General features: G+C 52.3%; 14 protein-coding genes. 9 read left to right on the forward strand and 5 right to left on the reverse strand.

The features are described from left to right. The first annotated feature begins 34 nt into the window (after positions 1-34). Together dmsB and OGV67_RS11570 are read left to right on the forward strand one after the other, a co-directional pair. A complete protein-coding gene (gene dmsB, locus OGV67_RS11565) occupies positions 35-652 on the forward strand; it encodes a dimethylsulfoxide reductase iron-sulfur subunit DmsB (protein WP_012132456.1) in 618 nt (205 codons plus the stop codon). A 1-nt stretch (position 653) separates the two neighbouring features. Further along, positions 654-1,517, forward strand: a complete 864-nt coding sequence (locus tag OGV67_RS11570; protein WP_104868844.1) for a dimethyl sulfoxide reductase anchor subunit family protein — start codon at positions 654-656, stop codon at positions 1,515-1,517. A 97-nt stretch (positions 1,518-1,614) separates the two neighbouring features. On the opposite strand, the gene ycaC is transcribed toward OGV67_RS11570, so the two are convergent. Continuing rightward, a complete protein-coding gene (gene ycaC, locus OGV67_RS11575) occupies positions 1,615-2,241 on the reverse strand; it encodes an isochorismate family cysteine hydrolase YcaC (protein ID WP_012133028.1) in 627 nt (208 codons plus the stop codon). Between the two features lie 313 nt (positions 2,242-2,554). On the opposite strand from ycaC, the gene OGV67_RS11580 reads away from it, so the two are divergent. Then, positions 2,555-3,703 carry an MFS transporter gene (locus OGV67_RS11580; protein ID WP_110494425.1) on the forward strand — a complete coding sequence of 383 codons (1,149 nt, stop codon included), beginning with the start codon at positions 2,555-2,557 and terminating at the stop codon, positions 3,701-3,703. 78 nt (positions 3,704-3,781) lie between these two features. Here the strand turns inward: OGV67_RS11580 and pflA are convergent, their stop codons facing one another. The 4 genes from pflA to ycaO all read right to left on the reverse strand — a co-directional run bounded on the left by pflA (position 3,782) and on the right by ycaO (position 10,073). Further along, positions 3,782-4,522 (reverse strand): pyruvate formate lyase 1-activating protein, encoded by a 741-nt coding sequence (gene pflA, locus OGV67_RS11585; protein WP_024130479.1) that lies wholly within the window; start codon positions 4,520-4,522, stop codon positions 3,782-3,784. Between the two features lie 191 nt (positions 4,523-4,713). Beyond that, positions 4,714-6,996 (reverse strand): formate C-acetyltransferase, encoded by a 2,283-nt coding sequence (gene pflB, locus OGV67_RS11590; RefSeq protein WP_110494424.1) that lies wholly within the window; start codon positions 6,994-6,996, stop codon positions 4,714-4,716. Between the two features lie 51 nt (positions 6,997-7,047). Further along, a complete protein-coding gene (focA, locus tag OGV67_RS11595) occupies positions 7,048-7,908 on the reverse strand; it encodes a formate transporter FocA (RefSeq protein ID WP_024130478.1) in 861 nt (286 codons plus the stop codon). A 404-nt stretch (positions 7,909-8,312) separates the two neighbouring features. Continuing rightward, a complete protein-coding gene (ycaO, locus tag OGV67_RS11600; protein WP_115615341.1) occupies positions 8,313-10,073 on the reverse strand; it encodes a 30S ribosomal protein S12 methylthiotransferase accessory factor YcaO in 1,761 nt (586 codons plus the stop codon). A 409-nt stretch (positions 10,074-10,482) separates the two neighbouring features. Here ycaO and serC point away from each other — a divergent pair, with 409 nt between their 5' ends. The 6 genes from serC (at position 10,483) to OGV67_RS11630 (ending at position 18,774) form a co-directional block, all read left to right on the forward strand. Beyond that, positions 10,483-11,571 carry a 3-phosphoserine/phosphohydroxythreonine transaminase gene (gene serC, locus OGV67_RS11605; protein ID WP_012133020.1) on the forward strand — a complete coding sequence of 363 codons (1,089 nt, stop codon included), beginning with the start codon at positions 10,483-10,485 and terminating at the stop codon, positions 11,569-11,571. Between the two features lie 70 nt (positions 11,572-11,641). Continuing rightward, complete coding sequence (aroA, locus tag OGV67_RS11610; RefSeq protein WP_115614895.1) at positions 11,642-12,925, forward strand: 3-phosphoshikimate 1-carboxyvinyltransferase; 1,284 nt, start codon at positions 11,642-11,644, stop codon at positions 12,923-12,925. A 181-nt stretch (positions 12,926-13,106) separates the two neighbouring features. Then, positions 13,107-13,790, forward strand: a complete 684-nt coding sequence (gene cmk, locus OGV67_RS11615; RefSeq protein WP_012133018.1) for a (d)CMP kinase — start codon at positions 13,107-13,109, stop codon at positions 13,788-13,790. A 113-nt stretch (positions 13,791-13,903) separates the two neighbouring features. Continuing rightward, entirely contained in the window at positions 13,904-15,577 is a 1,674-nt protein-coding gene (gene rpsA / locus OGV67_RS11620; RefSeq protein ID WP_012133016.1) for a 30S ribosomal protein S1, read from the forward strand. A 157-nt stretch (positions 15,578-15,734) separates the two neighbouring features. Then, complete coding sequence (gene ihfB, locus OGV67_RS11625) at positions 15,735-16,019, forward strand: integration host factor subunit beta (RefSeq protein WP_000167332.1); 285 nt, start codon at positions 15,735-15,737, stop codon at positions 16,017-16,019. A gap of 490 nt (positions 16,020-16,509) precedes the next feature. After that, positions 16,510-18,774 carry a ComEC family protein gene (locus OGV67_RS11630; RefSeq protein ID WP_115614894.1) on the forward strand — a complete coding sequence of 755 codons (2,265 nt, stop codon included), beginning with the start codon at positions 16,510-16,512 and terminating at the stop codon, positions 18,772-18,774. Positions 18,775-18,809: the final 35 nt, after the last annotated feature.

Raw genomic sequence — 18,809 nt, forward strand, 5'->3', positions numbered from 1 at the left:
CTCGTTCAGGTTGAGAAGGTATAAGGAGTAACCGATGACAACCCAATATGGATTTTTTATTGACTCCAGTCGTTGCACCGGTTGCAAAACCTGCGAACTGGCCTGCAAAGACTACAAAGATTTAACCCCGGACGTCAGCTTCCGCCGCATCTATGAATATGCGGGCGGCGACTGGCAGGAGGATAACGGCGTCTGGCACCAGAATGTCTTTGCCTACTATCTTTCCATCTCCTGCAACCACTGCGAAGACCCGGCCTGCACGAAAGTGTGCCCGAGCGGCGCGATGCACAAACGCGAGGACGGTTTTGTGGTGGTGGATGAGGATGTCTGCATCGGCTGTCGCTACTGCCATATGGCCTGCCCGTACGGTGCGCCGCAGTACAACGCCGCCAAAGGCCACATGACCAAATGCGACGGCTGTCATGACCGCGTTGCCGACGGCAAAAAGCCGATCTGCGTCGAGTCCTGCCCGCTGCGCGCGCTGGACTTTGGCCCGATAGAAGAGCTGCGGAAGAAACATGGCACGCTGGCGGCCGTTGCGCCGCTGCCGGGCGCGCACTTCACCAGACCGAACATTGTGATTAAACCCAACGCCAACAGCCGCCCGACCGGGGATACCACGGGTTATCTGGCAAATCCGAAGGAGGTGTAAGATGGGAAGTGGATGGCATGAATGGCCGCTGATGATCTTCACGGTTTTTGGTCAGTGCGTGGTCGGCGGTTTTATCGTTCTGGCTCTGGCGCTGATGAAAGGCGAGTTGCGTACCGAATCTCAACAGCGAGTGCTGACCGGCATGTTTGCTCTGTGGGTGCTAATGGGAATTGGCTTCATCGCGTCTATGCTGCATCTGGGGTCGCCAATGCGCGCCTTCAATTCGCTGAACCGCGTGGGCTCGTCGGCATTGAGTAATGAAATTGCCAGCGGCTCGCTCTTTTTTGCCGTCGGCGGGATCGGCTGGTTACTGGCGGTGCTGAAAAAGCTCTCTCCGGCGCTGCGTAATCTCTGGCTGGTTGTGACGATCGTGCTGGGCGTTATCTTTGTCTGGATGATGGTGCGCGTGTATAACAGCATTGATACCGTACCGACCTGGTACAGCATCTGGACGCCGCTGGGCTTCTTCCTGACGCTGTTTATGGGGGGGCCGCTGCTGGGTTATCTGCTGCTGCGTATTGCGGGCGTCGATGGCTGGGCGATGCGTCTGCTGCCCGTAATTTCGGTTCTCGCACTGGTGGTCAGCGCCATTATGTCAGTGATGCAGGGAGCGGAGCTGGCGACGATTCATAGCTCCATCCAGCAGGCTTCTGCGCTCGTACCGGATTATGGTTCGCTGATGGCCTGGCGTATTGTGGTGCTGGTCGTGGCACTGTGCTGCTGGATTGTGCCGCAGTTGAAAGGTTATCAACCTGCGGTTCCGCTGCTGTCGGTGGCGTTTATCCTGCTGCTGGTGGGGGAACTGATTGGTCGCGGCGTATTCTACGGGCTCCATATGACCGTGGGAATGGCGGTGGCGAGTTAATCCATAATATGCCGGATGGCGGCTCGCGCCTTATCAGGCCTACGGATCGTGTAGGCCTGATAAGCGAAGCGCCATCAGACAATATGTCCCTGGTCTTTTACTTCTGCTTAGTTAACGTGTCGTAGCTGGTCATCAGATTGCGATAATCAGGAATGTGATTAGAGAACAGCGTCGCCAGACCTTCGATATCATTACGCCAGTCGCGGTGTAACTCACACGCCACGCCAAACCATGTCATTAATTGCGCGCCAGCCTGCGACATGCGATCCCAGGCGGAGTGACGGGTAATTTCATTAAAGGTGCCTGATGCATCGGTCACGACAAACACATCGAACCCTTCTTCAATCGCAGAGAGGGCGGGGAAGGCCACGCACACTTCCGTGACAACCCCCGCAATGATGAGCTGCTTCTTACCTGTCGCCTTAACGGCTTTCACGAAATCTTCATTGTCCCACGCGTTGATGTTTCCGGGGCGTGCAATGTAGGGGGCATCGGGGAACTGTGCTTTCAATTCCGGCACCAACGGCCCGTTTGGTCCCGTTTCGAAACTGGTGGTAAGGATGGTGGGGAGGTTGAAGTATTTGGCTAAATCGCCAAGTGCGAGAACGTTATTTTTGAATTTGTCAGGATCGATGTCTCGTACAAGAGACAGCAGCCCCGCCTGGTGATCAACTAAAAGAACCGCAGCATCATTTTTATCGAGACGAACGTAAGGCTTAGTCATTATCTTCTCCTGATGAGAGTTAGCGTTACATCAAAAGCCATTCCGGTGTGTTGTCTTCCCCAAAAGCATAGACCGGAAAAATGATGTTGCAGGAACCATGAAATTTTTCGACTGAACGAAACGCGGCAGTTTTGTTTTAGGTCAATTAAAACAATAACATGATGTTTATCGGACGCTGCTCTTTCATGCCATGAATCAGTATTTCAAATCGAAGGGCGGGAAAGCGCGTGATGCCGCGATTCGGGTAGATTGACAATGTTTTTGTTGGTGGCATGATGCGCATGAAATTTGAACTTCCTCACGGTTTTTATCCATGTCCATCTATACCCGGCCCGTCATGCTTTTGCTGTGCGGCCTGCTTTTGTTGACTCTGGCGATCGCAGTATTAAACACGCTCGTCCCCTTGTGGCTTGCCCAGGAAAGCCTGGCAACCTGGCAGGTCGGTATGGTCAGTTCGTCCTACTTTACCGGGAATCTGGTTGGGACGTTGCTTACCGGGTATTTAATCAAGCGCCTGGGCTTTAACCGCAGTTACTATATTGCCTCGCTCATTTTTGCGGCGGGTTGCGTAGGGCTGGGCATGATGATTGGTTTCTGGAGCTGGCTGGCCTGGCGCTTTGTTGCCGGCGTGGGCTGCGCCATGATTTGGGTCGTGGTGGAAAGCGCTTTGATGTGCAGCGGAACATCCCGTAATCGTGGGCGGTTGCTGGCTGCGTACATGATGGTCTATTACGTGGGAACGTTTTTGGGGCAACTGCTGGTCAGTAAAGTTTCGACAGAATTAATGAGCGTTCTGCCGTGGGTAACCGGCATGATTCTGGCGGGCATTCTGCCGCTGCTCTTTACCCGTATCCTGAACCAGCAGTCGGAAGAACACGATACGACGCCGATTACGTCAATGCTGAGACTGCGTCAGGCGCGGTTAGGTGTAAACGGGTGCATTATTTCCGGGATTGTACTGGGATCGCTGTATGGCCTGATGCCGCTGTACCTTAATCATCAGGGGATTAGCAATGCGAGCATCGGTTTCTGGATGGCCGTGCTGGTGAGCGCCGGTATTTTAGGCCAATGGCCGATTGGTCGTCTGGCCGATAAGTTTGGTCGTCTTCTGGTGCTGCGTGTACAGGTCTTTGTGGTGATCCTCGGCAGTATTGCCATGCTGACTCAGGCTGCGATGGCGCCCGCCTTATTCATTCTGGGGGCGGCAGGTTTTACGCTCTATCCCGTCGCGATGGCCTGGGCTTGTGAAAAGGTAGAACGTCATCAGCTTGTGGCGATGAACCAGGCGTTGCTGCTCAGCTATACCGTAGGCAGCCTGCTGGGGCCGTCATTTACCGCGATGCTGATGCAGAATTACTCTGATAATCTGTTGTTTATTATGATTGCCAGCGTCTCGTTTGTTTATTTGCTCATGCTGCTGCGCAACGCAGGACATACACCGACCCCTGTGGCGCACGTTTAATTTATATGATCAGGTATGAAGTCTGTAGGCCGGATAAGACGCTTTCGCGTCGCCATCCGGCGATACCGATAAAATAACTCAGTACATCACTTTATGACCGTACTGCTCAAGAATACCTTTTACGCGCTCCATGGTTTCTTTCTTCGGCGGTTTAACGCCATCAAGCTTGTATTCTTCGCCCATTGCGACCCATTTGTGTTTGCCTAACTCGTGATAGGGCAGCAGTTCGATTTTTTCAACGTTGCCCATATCGCGGGTGAATTCGCCCAGACGGTGTGCTGAGTCGTCATCGTCAGACCAGCCCGGCACCACAACGTAGCGAATCCAGGTCTTAATGCCCTTTGCGGAGATGTATTTGGCGAACTCCAGCGTGCGATGGTTGGATACGCCAACCAGATTCTGATGAATCTCGTCATTCATCTGCTTCAGGTCAAGCATCACCAGGTCGGTGACTTCCAGCAGTTCATCGATGACCGGATCGTAGCGGCGAACAAAGCCGTTGGTATCAAGACAGGTATGGATGCTTTCTTTCTTACAGGCGCGGAACCAGTCGCGAACAAACTCAGCCTGTAAGATCGCTTCGCCGCCGGAAGCCGTTACGCCGCCGCCGGATGCGTTCATAAAGTGGCGGTAGGTGACGACCTCTTTCATCAGATCTTCAACGGTAACTTCTTTGCCGCCATGCGTATCCCAGGTGTCGCGGTTATGGCAATACAGGCAGCGCATCAGACAGCCCTGGAAGAACGTAATAAAGCGGATGCCCGGGCCGTCAACGGTGCCACAGGATTCAAAGGAGTGAATGCGACCAATAACTGACATTGCGGTGTTTCTCCAGATGTGGCCCATCCGGGGCCGTGTTAGTGCACAGTTATTAACTGTGTCGAGTCTGTTTTGGCAGTCATCCATTGAGTATAGATAGCTGGCGAAAGAGACTTAGTTGTTAAAAAGGCCCCACTTACGTGGAGCCTTTATTGTACGCTTTTTACAGTACGATTTCAGTCAAAACCCAATTACATGGTCTGAGTGAAGGTACGAGTAATAACGTCCTGCTGTTGTTCTTTAGTCAGGGAGTTAAAACGTACTGCGTAACCTGATACACGGATGGTCAGCTGCGGATATTTTTCCGGGTGTTCCATCGCGTCCAGCAGCATTTCACGGTTCATCACGTTCACGTTCAGGTGCTGACCACCTTCGATGGACGCTTCGTGGTGGAAGTAACCATCCATCAGACCCGCCAGGTTGGTTTTACGTACTTCGTCGTCTTTACCCAGAGCGTTCGGAACGATAGAGAAGGTGTAAGAGATACCATCTTTAGCGTAAGCAAACGGCAGTTTTGCAACGGAGGTCAGAGAGGCAACAGCACCTTTCTGGTCACGGCCGTGCATTGGGTTAGCACCTGGTCCGAACGGCGCGCCAGCACGACGACCGTCTGGGGTGTTACCGGTTTTCTTACCATACACAACGTTAGAAGTGATGGTCAGAACAGACTGAGTCGGGATAGCGCCACGGTAAGTGGTCAGTTTCTGAATTTTCTTCATGAAACGTTCTACCAGGTCAACCGCCATGTCATCAACGCGAGAGTCGTTGTTACCAAACTGCGGGTATTCGCCTTCGATTTCGAAGTCTACAGCCAGGCCGTCTTCGTCACGAATCGGTTTAACTTTCGCATATTTGATTGCAGACAGGGAGTCAGCAGCAACGGACAGACCTGCGATACCACACGCCATGGTGCGGATAACGTCACGGTCGTGCAGCGCCATCAGAGAGGCTTCGTAGCTGTACTTGTCGTGCATGTAGTGGATCACGTTCAGCGCGGTGACATACTGTTTAGCCAGCCAGTCCATGAAGTGATCCATGCGGTCCATCACTTCGTCGAAGTTCAGAACGTCGCCTTTGATCGGTTCAGATTTAGGACCAACCTGCATTTTCAGTTTTTCATCAACGCCGCCGTTGATTGCGTACAGCATGGTTTTCGCCAGGTTTGCACGCGCACCGAAGAACTGCATTTGTTTACCAACAACCATCGGGCTTACGCAGCAAGCGATAGCGTAGTCATCGTTGTTGAAGTCTGGGCGCATCAGGTCATCGTTCTCGTATTGCAGAGAAGAGGTGTCGATGGACACTTTAGCGGCGAATTTCTTGAAGTTCAGCGGCAGTTTTTCAGACCACAGAACGGTGATGTTCGGCTCAGGAGACGGACCCATGGTGTACAGGGTGTTCAGGAAGCGGAAGCTGTTTTTGGTGACCAGAGTACGGCCGTCAACGCCCATACCGCCGATAGATTCAGTTGCCCAAATCGGGTCGCCAGAGAACAGTTCATCGTATTCCGGCGTACGCAGGAAGCGAACCATACGCAGTTTCATGACCAGGTGGTCAATCATTTCCTGTGCGTCTTGTTCGGTGATTTTGCCTGCTTTGATATCACGTTCGATGTACGCATCCAGGAAGGTGGATACGCGACCGAAGGACATTGCTGCGCCGTTCTGAGACTTAACAGCGGCCAGGTAGCCGAAGTAGGTCCACTGGATAGCTTCCTGAGCGTTGGTAGCCGGACCAGAGATATCGCAGCCATATTTAGCCGCCATCTCTTTGATCTGACCCAGCGCGCGGTGCTGTTCAGCAATTTCTTCACGCAGACGGATAGTCGCTTCCAGGTTTACGCCGTTTTCCAGGTCAGACTGCAAAGAGACGAACTGGGCGTATTTGTCTTTCAGCAGGAAGTCGATACCGTACAGCGCAACGCGACGGTAGTCACCGATGATACGGCCACGGCCATACGCATCCGGCAGACCAGTCAGAACACCGGATTTACGGCAGTTCAGAATGTCTTTGGTATAAACATCGAATACGCCCTGGTTGTGGGTTTTGCGGTATTCGGTGAAGATTTTTTTCAGCATTGGGTCCAGCTCGCGATTGTACGCTTTGCAGGAACCTTCAACCATTTTGATACCACCGAACGGGATGATCGCACGTTTCAGCGGAGCTTCAGTTTGCAGACCAACGATTTTCTCAAGCGCTTTATTGATGTAGCCAGCGTCGTGAGAAGTGATGGTAGAAGCAACGGAGGTGTCAAAGTCAACAGGCGCGTGAGTGCGGTTTTCCTGTTTAACGCCTTCCATTACGCTGTCCCACAGTGCAGTGGTCGCATTCGTCGCGCCAGCCAGGAAGGACTCATCACCCTCGTACGGAGTGTAGTTTTTCTGAATGAAGTCACGGACGTTTACTTCATTCTGCCAGTCACCTTTGGTAAAACCTTCCCAGGCTGTGGCTAACTTTTCATTAAGCTCGGACATGTAACACCTACCTTCTTAAGTGGATTTTTTATTTACTGCGTATAACGCTCATCAGCAATGATGATCGTCGCCACGCAGGTAAATGACCCAGTATGTCAACCCGACCAATAAACCGCCGCCGATAATGTTACCGATTGTGACCGGAATCAGGTTATCGGTGATGAAATTCATCACGGTCAGGTGAGAAAAACTTTCCGGACTGGAGCCCACTGCGGCCCAGAATTCCGGTGTGGCGAAGTCACGGATTACAATCCCCATCGGAATCATAAACATGTTTGCGATGCTGTGCTCAAAACCGCTGGCAACAAACATGGCGACGGGCAATACCATGATAAACGCTTTGTCCATCAGGCTACGACCCGAGTAGCTCATCCACACGGCCAGGCAAACCATCAGGTTAGCCAGGATACCCAGGCAGACAGCTTCAATAAAAGTATGATGCATCTTGTGGTCGGCGGTTTGCAGGACGTTAAGCCCCCATCCGCCGTTGGCGGTCATATACTCGCCGGAAAGCCACATCAACAACACAAAGAGCAGACAACCGATCAGGTTACCAAAATAAACGTTGAGCCAGTTTTTTGCCAGTTGGCCCCATGTGATTCGGCCGCTCGCTTTCGCGACAACAATCAGCACTGTTGATGTGAAAAGATCTGCGCCGCAGATAACACAGAGAATCAGCCCCAGCGAGAAGCAGATGCCTCCAACCAGTTTCGCCATACCAAAAGGCATTGTGCCTGTACCGGTTGTGGCGGTGATATAGAAAACAAAGGCAATGGAAATGAACACACCCGCGGTAATCGCCAGATAGAAAGTCTTCAGCGGATGTTTCGTTGCTTTATAGACACCTGCCTCTTCGGCCACTTTGGCCATTGCAGCAGGGAGTAATAGATCAAAAGGGTTGTCAGCTTTCACACTAACTCTCTCTTTATTAAGTCGGCGACGAGATACTAACAAAGCATTATAGATGAGAATTTGATATAGATCATATCTCGCCTGGCTTATAGGCCCGCAAGATGCGTGGTTTTTACGCGATTGCGGTGTAAATATTTGATTATCCAAATAAAAATAAATTTTAAAAATTATAAAGTGAGTTGAATTTTTCGCTGAGCCTCCCCGGTGGCAGTTAATTAAAATGGAGTAATTGGCAAATAAAGTAACACCAGCACATTAATATCTGTAATATCAACTACCAATATTTAACCTTGTTATTACATTTATTTTCGTTTGCCAAAAAAATAAAAAAACAGGGCGCATAAAGCGCCCCGTAATATAGCTCAGTCGATTGTTTAAACCTACCTACAGTAGGTTATTCGCTTCTATTTTGACCAGTGAGCGGCCTTGGCGCGCTGCAATTTCTCATAGGCTTTCAGCAGAGACTGATGTGATGCGAAAGCATGCAGATCGCTATCAACCGCTTGCAGCCCATAAAATGCCGCTTCGCCGCTCAGTGCCGCGCTGGCCGCTTCAACAGCTTCGGCGCCATACATCCGAACGAAAGCATTCAGGTATTGCAGCGGTTCGCGGTCTTCTTCCTGCGCCAGAAGCAGCAGCGTTTGCAGACAGCGGTAGTAGTTCGCACGTTCAGCGCTAAAGATGGAGGCGTTGAATTCCATCGTCCACTCTGTCCAGATCAGCGCCTGCTCCAGATCGCCGCCAGCCAGCGCCAGCATGGCTTTAAGCTCACCGATGCGCAGGGTATACCAGCCATTATCCGGGCCTGTCGCCAGGCCAAGTAACTCGCGCACGCGGGTAAAGTCATCAAAGCCTTCTTCATCTAATTGTTCAATCAGATTGAGGTAAGCCTCTTTCTCCCATGCGCTGCCCGGCAGGGCAAGGAGGGTTTCGCGCAGATGGCTTCCCATGCTGTTGTTGGCGAGCCACAGATCTTCTGCCGGATAAATATCAGACATGCCCGGTACAATAATGCGGCAGGCATAAACGCCGAGGTGCTCATAGTCGGCAATATAGACCTCTTTATCTTCCGCATTGAAGATTGCCATCAGCGTGGCGAACTCTTCTTCCGTGGTGCCGGAGAAACTCCAGTCAGCAAACGGATAGTCGGCATCCTGCTTGAACAGATCCCAGGAGATCAAACCGCTGGAGTCAATGAAGTGCGTCTCAAGGTTAGTATGTTCAGCCACTTCTTCGTCGTCGAACGTTGGCGGGGTAAAGACATCAAGATCTTTCAGTCCACGGCCCTGCAACAGCTCGGTGACGGTACGCTCCAGCGCAACGCCGAAATCAGGATGCGCGCCGAAGGAGGCGAAGCAGGTGCCGTTGGCCGGGTTGAACAGGACGACGCAGATAACCGGATACTGACCGCCCAGCGAGCCGTCATAAGCGAAGATTGGGAAACCTTCCGCCTCCAGCTTAGCGATGGCCTCTACCACTGCCGGGTAGCGTGCCAGCACATCGGCTGGAATTTCCGGCAGGCTAATGCTTTCGGCGATGATGTGGTTTTTAACATGACGTTCGAACACTTCAGACAAACCCTGCACGCGCGCTTCGTTGCGGGTGTTACCGGCCGACATCCCGTTGGAAACGTACAGGTTGCCGATAATGTTCATCGGAATATACACGGTGTGATTATCAGACTGGCGGGTAAACGGCAGGCCGCAGATACCGCGATCTTCGTTACCGGATTGCAGATCGATAAGCATGCTTCCGGCCAGCTCGTTTTCCGGGTCGTAGAACGCGCGCAGACGGTCATCCAGTAACCCTTCCGGCAGGGCGTCGTCATCGGTTAGCGGGAACCATTTTTCATTCGGATAATGCACGAACGGGCCATTGGCGATGGTTTCACCCAGCCAGAAATCGGCGAAGAAATAGTTGGTGGACAGACGCTCAAAATATTCACCCAGCGCGGAAGCCAGCGCGGCTTTTTTGGTTGCGCCTTTGCCGTTGGTAAAGCACAACGCGCACTCTTTGTCGCGAATATGCACAGACCAGACGTTAGGCACCGGATTCAGCCAGGAGGCCTCTTCAATATGAAAACCGAGGTCGAGCAGTTTTTGCTGGAAGCGAGCGATGGAATCTTCCAGGGCGGCGTCTTTGCCGGGGATAAATGTTTGCGTCATGAAAATCACTTTTGTCGTACGGAAAGCGCGCAATGATACGGGTTTTATGTTGACGGCGCTATCGCCGCCGCCCCGGCAGCGTAAATAAAAGTGCGTAGTAGCGTCGTTCCTGTGAATGCCGGGGATCGTCAATGACGCCCGCGCGGCGCAAATCCAGAATGGTCGAAGGCCAGCCGGGTAAAACGGGCTACCTGACAGCGAATCTATCGGTTTTATGTCGTCAATCCGATAGATTCTGTTGTGTGACGTAGCGCGCATTTTTGGCCTGATGAGTTTTACCCATTGCGGCGCGTGTCACTGAATGATAAAACCGATATCCACAGGAATAACTTATACCCAATATCCGTCGTCCTGCCTTGCGCAGACGTCCGGGTATTGAGGGGATAATAACGCAACGTGGTGAGGGGAAATGGCTCAGGTCTTCAATTTTAGTTCAGGTCCGGCAATGCTACCGGCGGAAGTGCTTAAACTGGCTCAACAGGATCTGCGTGACTGGCACGGTCTTGGTACGTCAGTAATGGAAATTAGCCACCGCGGCAAAGAATTTATCCAGGTCGCAGAGGAAGCGGAACAGGATTTTCGCGATCTCCTCAGCATCCCCTCCAACTACAAAGTATTGTTCTGCCACGGCGGCGGCCGTGGGCAGTTTGCGGCAATTCCGTTAAATATTCTGGGCGATAAAACGTCGGCGGATTACGTTGATGCCGGTTACTGGGCGGCCAGCGCCATCAAAGAAGCGAAAAAATACTGTTCGCCAAACGTGATTGACGCCAAAGTCACGGTTGACGGTCTGCGTGCGGTCAAACCGATGAGCGAGTGGCAGCTTTCTGATAACGCCGCTTACGTTCATTATTGCCCGAACGAGACTATCGACGGCATCGCAATTGATGAAACGCCGAATTTTGGTTCGGATGTCGTTGTGGCTGCGGATTTCTCATCCACAATTCTTTCCGCGCCGCTGGATGTGTCGCGTTATGGCGTGATCTACGCCGGGGCGCAGAAAAACATCGGCCCGGCGGGGCTGACAATTGTGATCGTGCGTGAAGATCTGTTAGGTAAAGCGAACATCGCTTGCCCGTCTATCCTTGATTACACCGTGCTGAACGACAACGACTCGATGTTCAATACCCCGCCGACCTTTGCCTGGTATCTTTCTGGCCTGGTGTTCAAATGGCTGAAAGCGCAGGGCGGCGTTGCGGCGATGAACAAAATCAATCAGCAAAAAGCGGAACTGCTGTATGGCGTGATTGATAACAGTGATTTCTACCGTAACGATGTGGCGAAATCGAATCGTTCACGTATGAACGTGCCTTTCCAGCTAGCGGACAGCGCGCTTGATAAAGTCTTCCTGGAGGAATCTTTCGCTGCGGGTCTGCATGCGCTGAAAGGTCATCGCGTGGTGGGCGGAATGCGCGCCTCTATCTATAACGCAATGCCGCTTGAAGGCGTGAAGGCGTTGACGGATTTCATGGTCGATTTCGAGCGTCGCCACGGCTAATTCGTTTTCTTTTTTCATCCCCACAGCCAGCCTGTGGGGTTTTTATTTCTGTTTTTGAGAGTTGAGTTTCATGGAATCCCTGACGTTACAACCCATCGCGCGGGTCGATGGCACCATCAATCTGCCTGGCTCCAAGAGTGTTTCGAATCGCGCTTTGTTACTGGCGGCATTAGCAAGCGGCACCACTGTTCTGACAAACCTGCTGGACAGCGATGATGTTCGCCATATGCTGAACGCGCTGAGTGCGTTGGGGGTCAGTTATACCCTTTCCGCCGACCGTACCCGCTGTGAAATTACCGGGCAGGGCGGCGTATTACATGCCGAAGGCGCGCTGGAACTGTTCCTGGGCAATGCGGGAACGGCGATGCGTCCGCTTGCCGCCGCGCTGTGCCTGGGGGCAAATGATATCGTGCTGACCGGTGAGCCTCGCATGAAAGAGCGCCCGATCGGTCATCTGGTCGATGCGCTGCGTCAGGGCGGTGCGAAGATTGATTATCTGGAGCAGGAAAACTATCCGCCTCTGCGTCTGCGCGGCGGTTTTAGCGGCGGTCACGTTGAGGTTGATGGCAGCGTCTCCAGTCAGTTCCTCACCGCGCTGCTGATGACCGCGCCGCTTGCGCCGCAGGATACGACGATCGCAATTAAAGGCGATCTGGTGTCCAAACCGTATATCGACATCACGCTGAACCTGATGAAAACATTCGGCGTTGAGGTTGAGAACCAGAATTACCAGCGTTTTGTGGTGAAAGGGGTGCAGCAGTATCGTTCACCGGGTCAATATCTGGTGGAAGGCGACGCGTCATCCGCTTCTTATTTCCTTGCCGCTGGCGCCATTAAAGGCGGAACGGTAAAAGTGACGGGGATTGGCCGCAACAGTATGCAGGGCGATATCCGCTTTGCCGACGTACTGGAGAAGATGGGCGCCACCATCACCTGGGGCGATGACTTCATTGCCTGTACGCGCGGTGAACTGAACGCTGTGGATATGGACATGAACCATATCCCGGATGCGGCGATGACCATCGCCACGGCGGCGTTGTTTGCTAAAGGCACCACCACGCTGCGTAATATCTATAACTGGCGTGTGAAAGAGACTGACCGCCTGTTTGCGATGGCGACGGAACTGCGTAAAGTCGGCGCTGAAGTGGAAGAGGGGCATGATTTCATTCGTATCACGCCACCGGCTCAGTTGCAGTTCGCCGAAATCGGCACCTATAACGATCACCGTATGGCGATGTGTTTCTCGCTGGTCGCGTTGTCGGATACGCCAGTGACGATTCTCGATCCGAAATGTACCGCTAAAACCTTCCCGGATTACTTCGAACAACTGGCGCGTATTAGTACGCCTGCCTGATAAAAGTAAAACATTGTCATCTTTTGGGCTGGCTCTTCGCCAGCCCGCTATAATTGCGCAAATCTTCCTCATCTGATGACAGACAAAATGGGTTTTTGCATACAAAGATAACGATTGTGAGCGTTGGCGCGTATAATGCGCGGCGTTCACGTTAACGGTATGCCTGTTTAAGGAGAAAAAGATGACGGCAATTGCCCCGGTAATTACCATTGATGGCCCAAGCGGTGCAGGTAAAGGCACCTTGTGCAAGGCAATGGCGGAAGCATTGCAATGGCATCTGCTGGACTCGGGCGCGATTTATCGTGTACTGGCGCTGGCGGCCTTACATCATCATGTTGATGTCACCTCTGAAGACGCTCTTGTACCGCTTGCGTCTCATCTGGATGTTCGTTTTGTCTCAACCAATGGCAATCTGGAAGTCATTCTGGAAGGGGAAGATGTGAGCGGGGAAATCCGCACGCAAGAAGTCGCGAACGCGGCATCTCAGGTCGCTGCGTTCCCGCGCGTGCGCGAAGCGCTTTTGCGCCGCCAGCGTGCGTTTCGCGATGCGCCAGGGTTGATTGCCGATGGCCGCGACATGGGAACGGTGGTATTCCCTGATGCGCCAGTAAAAATTTTCCTGGATGCGTCTTCTGAAGAACGTGCTCACCGCCGTATGCTACAGTTGCAGGAGAAGGGCTTTAGTGTTAACTTTGAACGCCTTTTGGCCGAGATAAAGGAACGTGACGACCGCGATCGTAATCGCGCTGTCGCGCCGCTGGTTCCTGCTGCCGATGCTTTAGTTCTGGATTCTACCCGATTAAGCATTGAGCAAGTGATTGAAAAAGCGTTACAATACGCGCGCCAAAAACTGGCACTCGCTTAAGTGCGACCGAATTTGTAGTACCCCCGCTGCAATGGATTGACAGTGGGTATGTGAAACAACCCCATCCGGCATGGAGCCAGGTGGACGTTAAATATGAAACCTGAAGATTAAACATGACTGAATCTTTTGCTCAACTCTTTGAAGAGTCCTTAAAAGAAATCGAAACCCGCCCGGGTTCCATCGTTCGCGGCGTTGTTGTTGCTATTGATAAAGATATCGTACTGGTTGACGCTGGTCTGAAATCTGAATCCGCCATTCCGGCTGAGCAGTTCAAAAACGCCCAGGGCGAACTGGAAATCCAGGTTGGCGACGAAGTTGACGTTGCTCTGGATGCAGTAGAAGACGGCTTCGGCGAAACCCTGCTGTCCCGTGAAAAAGCGAAACGTCACGAAGCCTGGATCACGCTGGAAAAAGCTTACGAAGATGCTGAAACTGTTACCGGTGTTATCAACGGCAAAGTTAAGGGCGGCTTCACTGTTGAGCTGAACGGTATTCGTGCGTTCCTGCCAGGTTCCCTGGTAGACGTTCGTCCGGTGCGCGACACGCTGCACCTGGAAGGCAAAGAGCTTGAATTCAAAGTCATCAAGCTGGATCAGAAGCGCAACAACGTTGTGGTTTCCCGTCGTGCCGTTATCGAATCCGAAAACAGCGCAGAACGCGATCAGCTGCTGGAAAACCTGCAAGAAGGCATGGAAGTTAAAGGTATCGTCAAGAACCTCACTGACTACGGTGCATTCGTTGATCTGGGTGGCGTTGACGGCCTGCTGCACATCACCGACATGGCATGGAAACGCGTTAAGCATCCGAGCGAAATCGTAAACGTTGGCGACGAAATCACTGTTAAAGTGCTGAAGTTCGACCGCGAGCGTACTCGTGTATCTCTGGGCCTGAAACAGCTGGGCGAAGATCCGTGGGTAGCTATCGCTAAGCGTTATCCAGAAGGTACCAAACTGACTGGTCGCGTGACCAACCTGACCGACTACGGCTGCTTCGTTGAAATCGAAGAAGGCGTTGAAGGCCTGGTTCACGTTTCCGAAATGGATTGGACCAACAAAAACATCCACCCGTCCAAAGTTGTTAACGTTGGCGATGTAGTGGAAGTTATGGTTCTGGATATCGACGAAGAACGTCGTCGTATCTCCCTGGGTCTGAAACAGTGCAAATCCAACCCGTGGCAGCAGTTTGCGGAAACCCACAACAAGGGCGACCGTGTTGAAGGTAAAATCAAGTCTATCACTGACTTCGGTATCTTCATCGGCCTGGACGGCGGCATCGACGGCCTGGTTCACCTGTCTGACATCTCCTGGAACGTTGCAGGCGAAGAAGCAGTTCGTGAATACAAAAAAGGCGACGAAATCGCAGCAGTTGTTCTGCAAGTTGACGCAGAGCGTGAGCGTATCTCCCTGGGCGTTAAACAGCTCGCAGAAGATCCGTTCAACAACTGGGTTGCTCTGAACAAGAAAGGCGCTATCGTAACCGGTAAAGTTACTGCTGTTGACGCTAAAGGCGCAACCGTAGAACTGGCTGACGGCGTTGAAGGTTACCTGCGTGCTTCTGAAGCATCCCGTGACCGCGTTGAAGATGCGACTCTGGTTCTGAGCGTTGGCGACGAAGTTGAAGCTAAATTCACCGGCGTTGATCGTAAAAACCGCGCAATCAGCCTGTCTGTTCGTGCGAAAGACGAAGCTGACGAGAAAGATGCAATCGCAACTGTTAACAAACAGGAAGATGCAAACTTCTCCAACAACGCAATGGCTGAAGCTTTCAAAGCAGCTAAAGGCGAGTAATTCTCTGAAACTTCGGGTGTTTTATCCCGAAGTTTGATGAGTTTACTTGACAGATTACAAGATTCGTCCTGTAATCAAGCACTAAGGGCGGCTGCGGCCGCCCTTAATCAATGCAATAACAGCAGCAGCCAATTTGCTTACAGGAACCGGAGGAATCATGACCAAGTCAGAATTGATTGAAAGACTTGCAACCCAGCAATCTCACATTCCCGCGAAAGCGGTTGAAGATGCAGTAAAAGAGATGCTGGAACATATGGCCTCGACTCTTGCGCAGGGCGAGCGTATTGAAATCCGCGGTTTCGGCAGCTTTTCTTTGCACTACCGCGCACCTCGTACCGGACGTAACCCGAAGACTGGCGATAAAGTAGAACTGGAAGGAAAGTATGTTCCGCACTTTAAGCCGGGTAAAGAACTGCGCGATCGCGCCAATATTTACGGTTAAGTTTTAACGAAAAACTTGATCCAGAAAAAAGCACCTGAAAGGTGCTTTTTTCATTTCTGTATTCCGACAGGAAAAGAGACTTTAACGCCACCATCTGGCATAAACCTACGCCTGATGGCGCTACGCTTATCAGGCCTACAGATATGTACCTGTGACTCCGTAGGCCGGATAAGACGCTTTGCGTCGCCATCCGGCATAAAGCAGCGCCTGATGGCGCTACGCTTATCAGGCCTACAGGTATGCTCCCGTGACTCCGTAGGCCGGATAAGACGCTTTGCGTCGCCATCTGGCACAAAGCAGCGCCTGATGGCGCTACACTCATCAGATCTACAGATGCTTTCTCGTAGGCGTAACTGGAAAGCCTCTCGCATTTTTATGTGCATCTTGCATTCCCAACGCGAAAACCACGGAATTTACGCCGAATAACCACAAATTGTCGCCAGACAAACGTTAGCTAAATCTGCACACTTCCTGTAACAGGGAGGCGTCTATGAAAATAACAACGGTCAGCGTGTGTGCATTATGCGGAATTCTTCCGCTAATACTCTTACCTGTACTTCCCGGTTCGTTGTGTCTCATTGGCATATTTTGTTTTGCCTGCGCGCTGTCCTTTGTTCCATATAAATATACGCAGTACGCCAGCTTGACCCTGCTGTTTTTTCTCTGGGGAATACTTGCTGCAAAGCAAGCTGTCTGGCCGGGTAATACCTTGCCTGGCGCAACACAAGAAACCGTGGTGCAAATTACGGCGACCGATCATGCCACCACACATTACGGGCAAATTACCCATGTACAGGGGAAACGCCTGTTTCCCTCGGTGGGCGTTGTTCTTTATGGACAATATTTGCCCGGCGAGGTGTGTGCAGGTCAACGTTGGGCGATGAAACTAAAAGTCCGTGCCGTGCATGGTCAGCTTAATGAGGGGGGATTTGATAGCCAGCGTTATGCGCTCACGCAACATCAGCCTCTGAGCGGCCGGTTTCTGCATGCGACGGTCATCGAATCGTCATGTAGTTTACGCGCGCGTTATCTTGCTTCCCTCAATACCACGCTGGCGCACTACTCCTGGCAGCAGGTTATCCTGGCATTAGGCATGGGCGAGCGTTTATCAGTATCGCAAGAGGTCAAAAATATTATGCGCGATACTGGTACGGCGCACCTGATGGCCATTTCAGGGTTGCATATCGCCTTTGCCGCACTGCTGGCCGGAGGATTGATTCGTGGCGCGCAATTTTTACTTCCCGCCCGGTGGATTCACTGGCAAACGCCGTTAGTGGGAGGGATTGTGTGCGCGACGTTTTACGCCTGGCTCACGGGGTTACAACCCCCCGGGTTGCGTACGGTTGTGGCGCTGGCAGCGTGGGGATTACTGAAGCTGAGCGGTCGGCAATGGAGCGGTTGGGAAGTCTGGTTCTGCTGTCTGGCGGCAATAGTGATTGCCGATCCGATTGCCGTTCTGTCGCAAAGTCTGTGGCTTTCGGCCTTTGCCGTCGCTGCGCTTATTTTCTGGTATCAGTGGTTTCCTGTACCAGCCTGGGCGTTGCCTCGGGCAGGGAAAGTCGTGTTGGACCTCGTTCACTTACAGTTGGGCATTACGCTTCTGCTCTTACCTGTGCAAATAGCGCTTTTTCATGGCGTAAGTGTGACCTCTTTGCTGGCGAATCTGTTTGCTGTTCCTTTGGTTACATTTATCTCTGTACCACTGATACTGGCGGGAATGATCGGCCATTTGACCGGGCCGCTGATGGCTGAAGAAGGCCTCTGGGCGCTGGCTGACGCCTCTCTGGACGTGTTGTTCCGGGCGCTGAAAAGTCTGCCGGAAGGGTGGATTAATATTGATTATCGCTGGCAATACTTGTCTTTGGCTCCCTGGTTAACGCTTATGGCGTGGCGATTGAATGCCTGGCGAACTTACCCGGTGATCTGTTTGTCTGGCGTGTTGCTGTTGAGCTGGCCGTTATGGCGTACGCCGCGCACGGAGGCGTGGCAGGTTCATATGCTGGATGTCGGACAGGGGCTGGCGATGGTTATTGCGCATAACGGGAAAGCGATACTTTATGATACGGGACGCGCCTGGCCGGATGGCGATAGCGCACAGCAGCTCATCATTCCCTGGCTACGCTGGCACAATCTGGAACCTGAGGGGATTATCCTGAGCCATGAACATCTGGATCATCGGGGTGGCCTGTCATCATTACAGAAGGCGTGGCCTTCGCTCTGGATACGAAGTCCATTAGGCTGGAAGGGCCATCTGCCGTGCTTTCGTGCGGAGCAGTGGACGTGGCAGGGGCTATCCTTCAGCGCACACTGGCCGATTAAAGGAAACAGGGAAAAGGGCAACAACCATTCCTGCGTGGTTAAAGTGGATGACGGAAAGCAGAGTATTTTGCTGACGGGCGATATTGAATCTCCGGCTGAACAAAAAATGCTAAGTCGTTATTGGCGGCATTTGCAGGCGACAATCATTCAGGTTCCGCATCATGGCAGTAATACATCGTCGTCATTAGCGTTAATTCAACGGGTTGAGGGCCTGGCCGCGCTGGCGTCGGCATCGCGCTACAACGCCTGGCATCTGCCTTCCTGGAAGGTACAACAGCGCTATCAACAACAAGGTTATCAGTGGCTGGATACCCCGCATCAGGGGCAAATTTCGGTGGATTTTTCCCCGCAAGGCTGGCGCATACGAGGTTTACGGGAGCAAATTTTACCTCGTTGGTATCATCAGTGGTTTGGCGTGTCAGAGGATAACGGGTAGAATATGCGGCTATTTCAACAAATGCTGGTTTTTTG

This window comes from Citrobacter sp. CK188, assembly GCF_030333525.1.
Lineage (GTDB): Bacteria > Pseudomonadota > Gammaproteobacteria > Enterobacterales > Enterobacteriaceae > Citrobacter_B > Citrobacter_B koseri.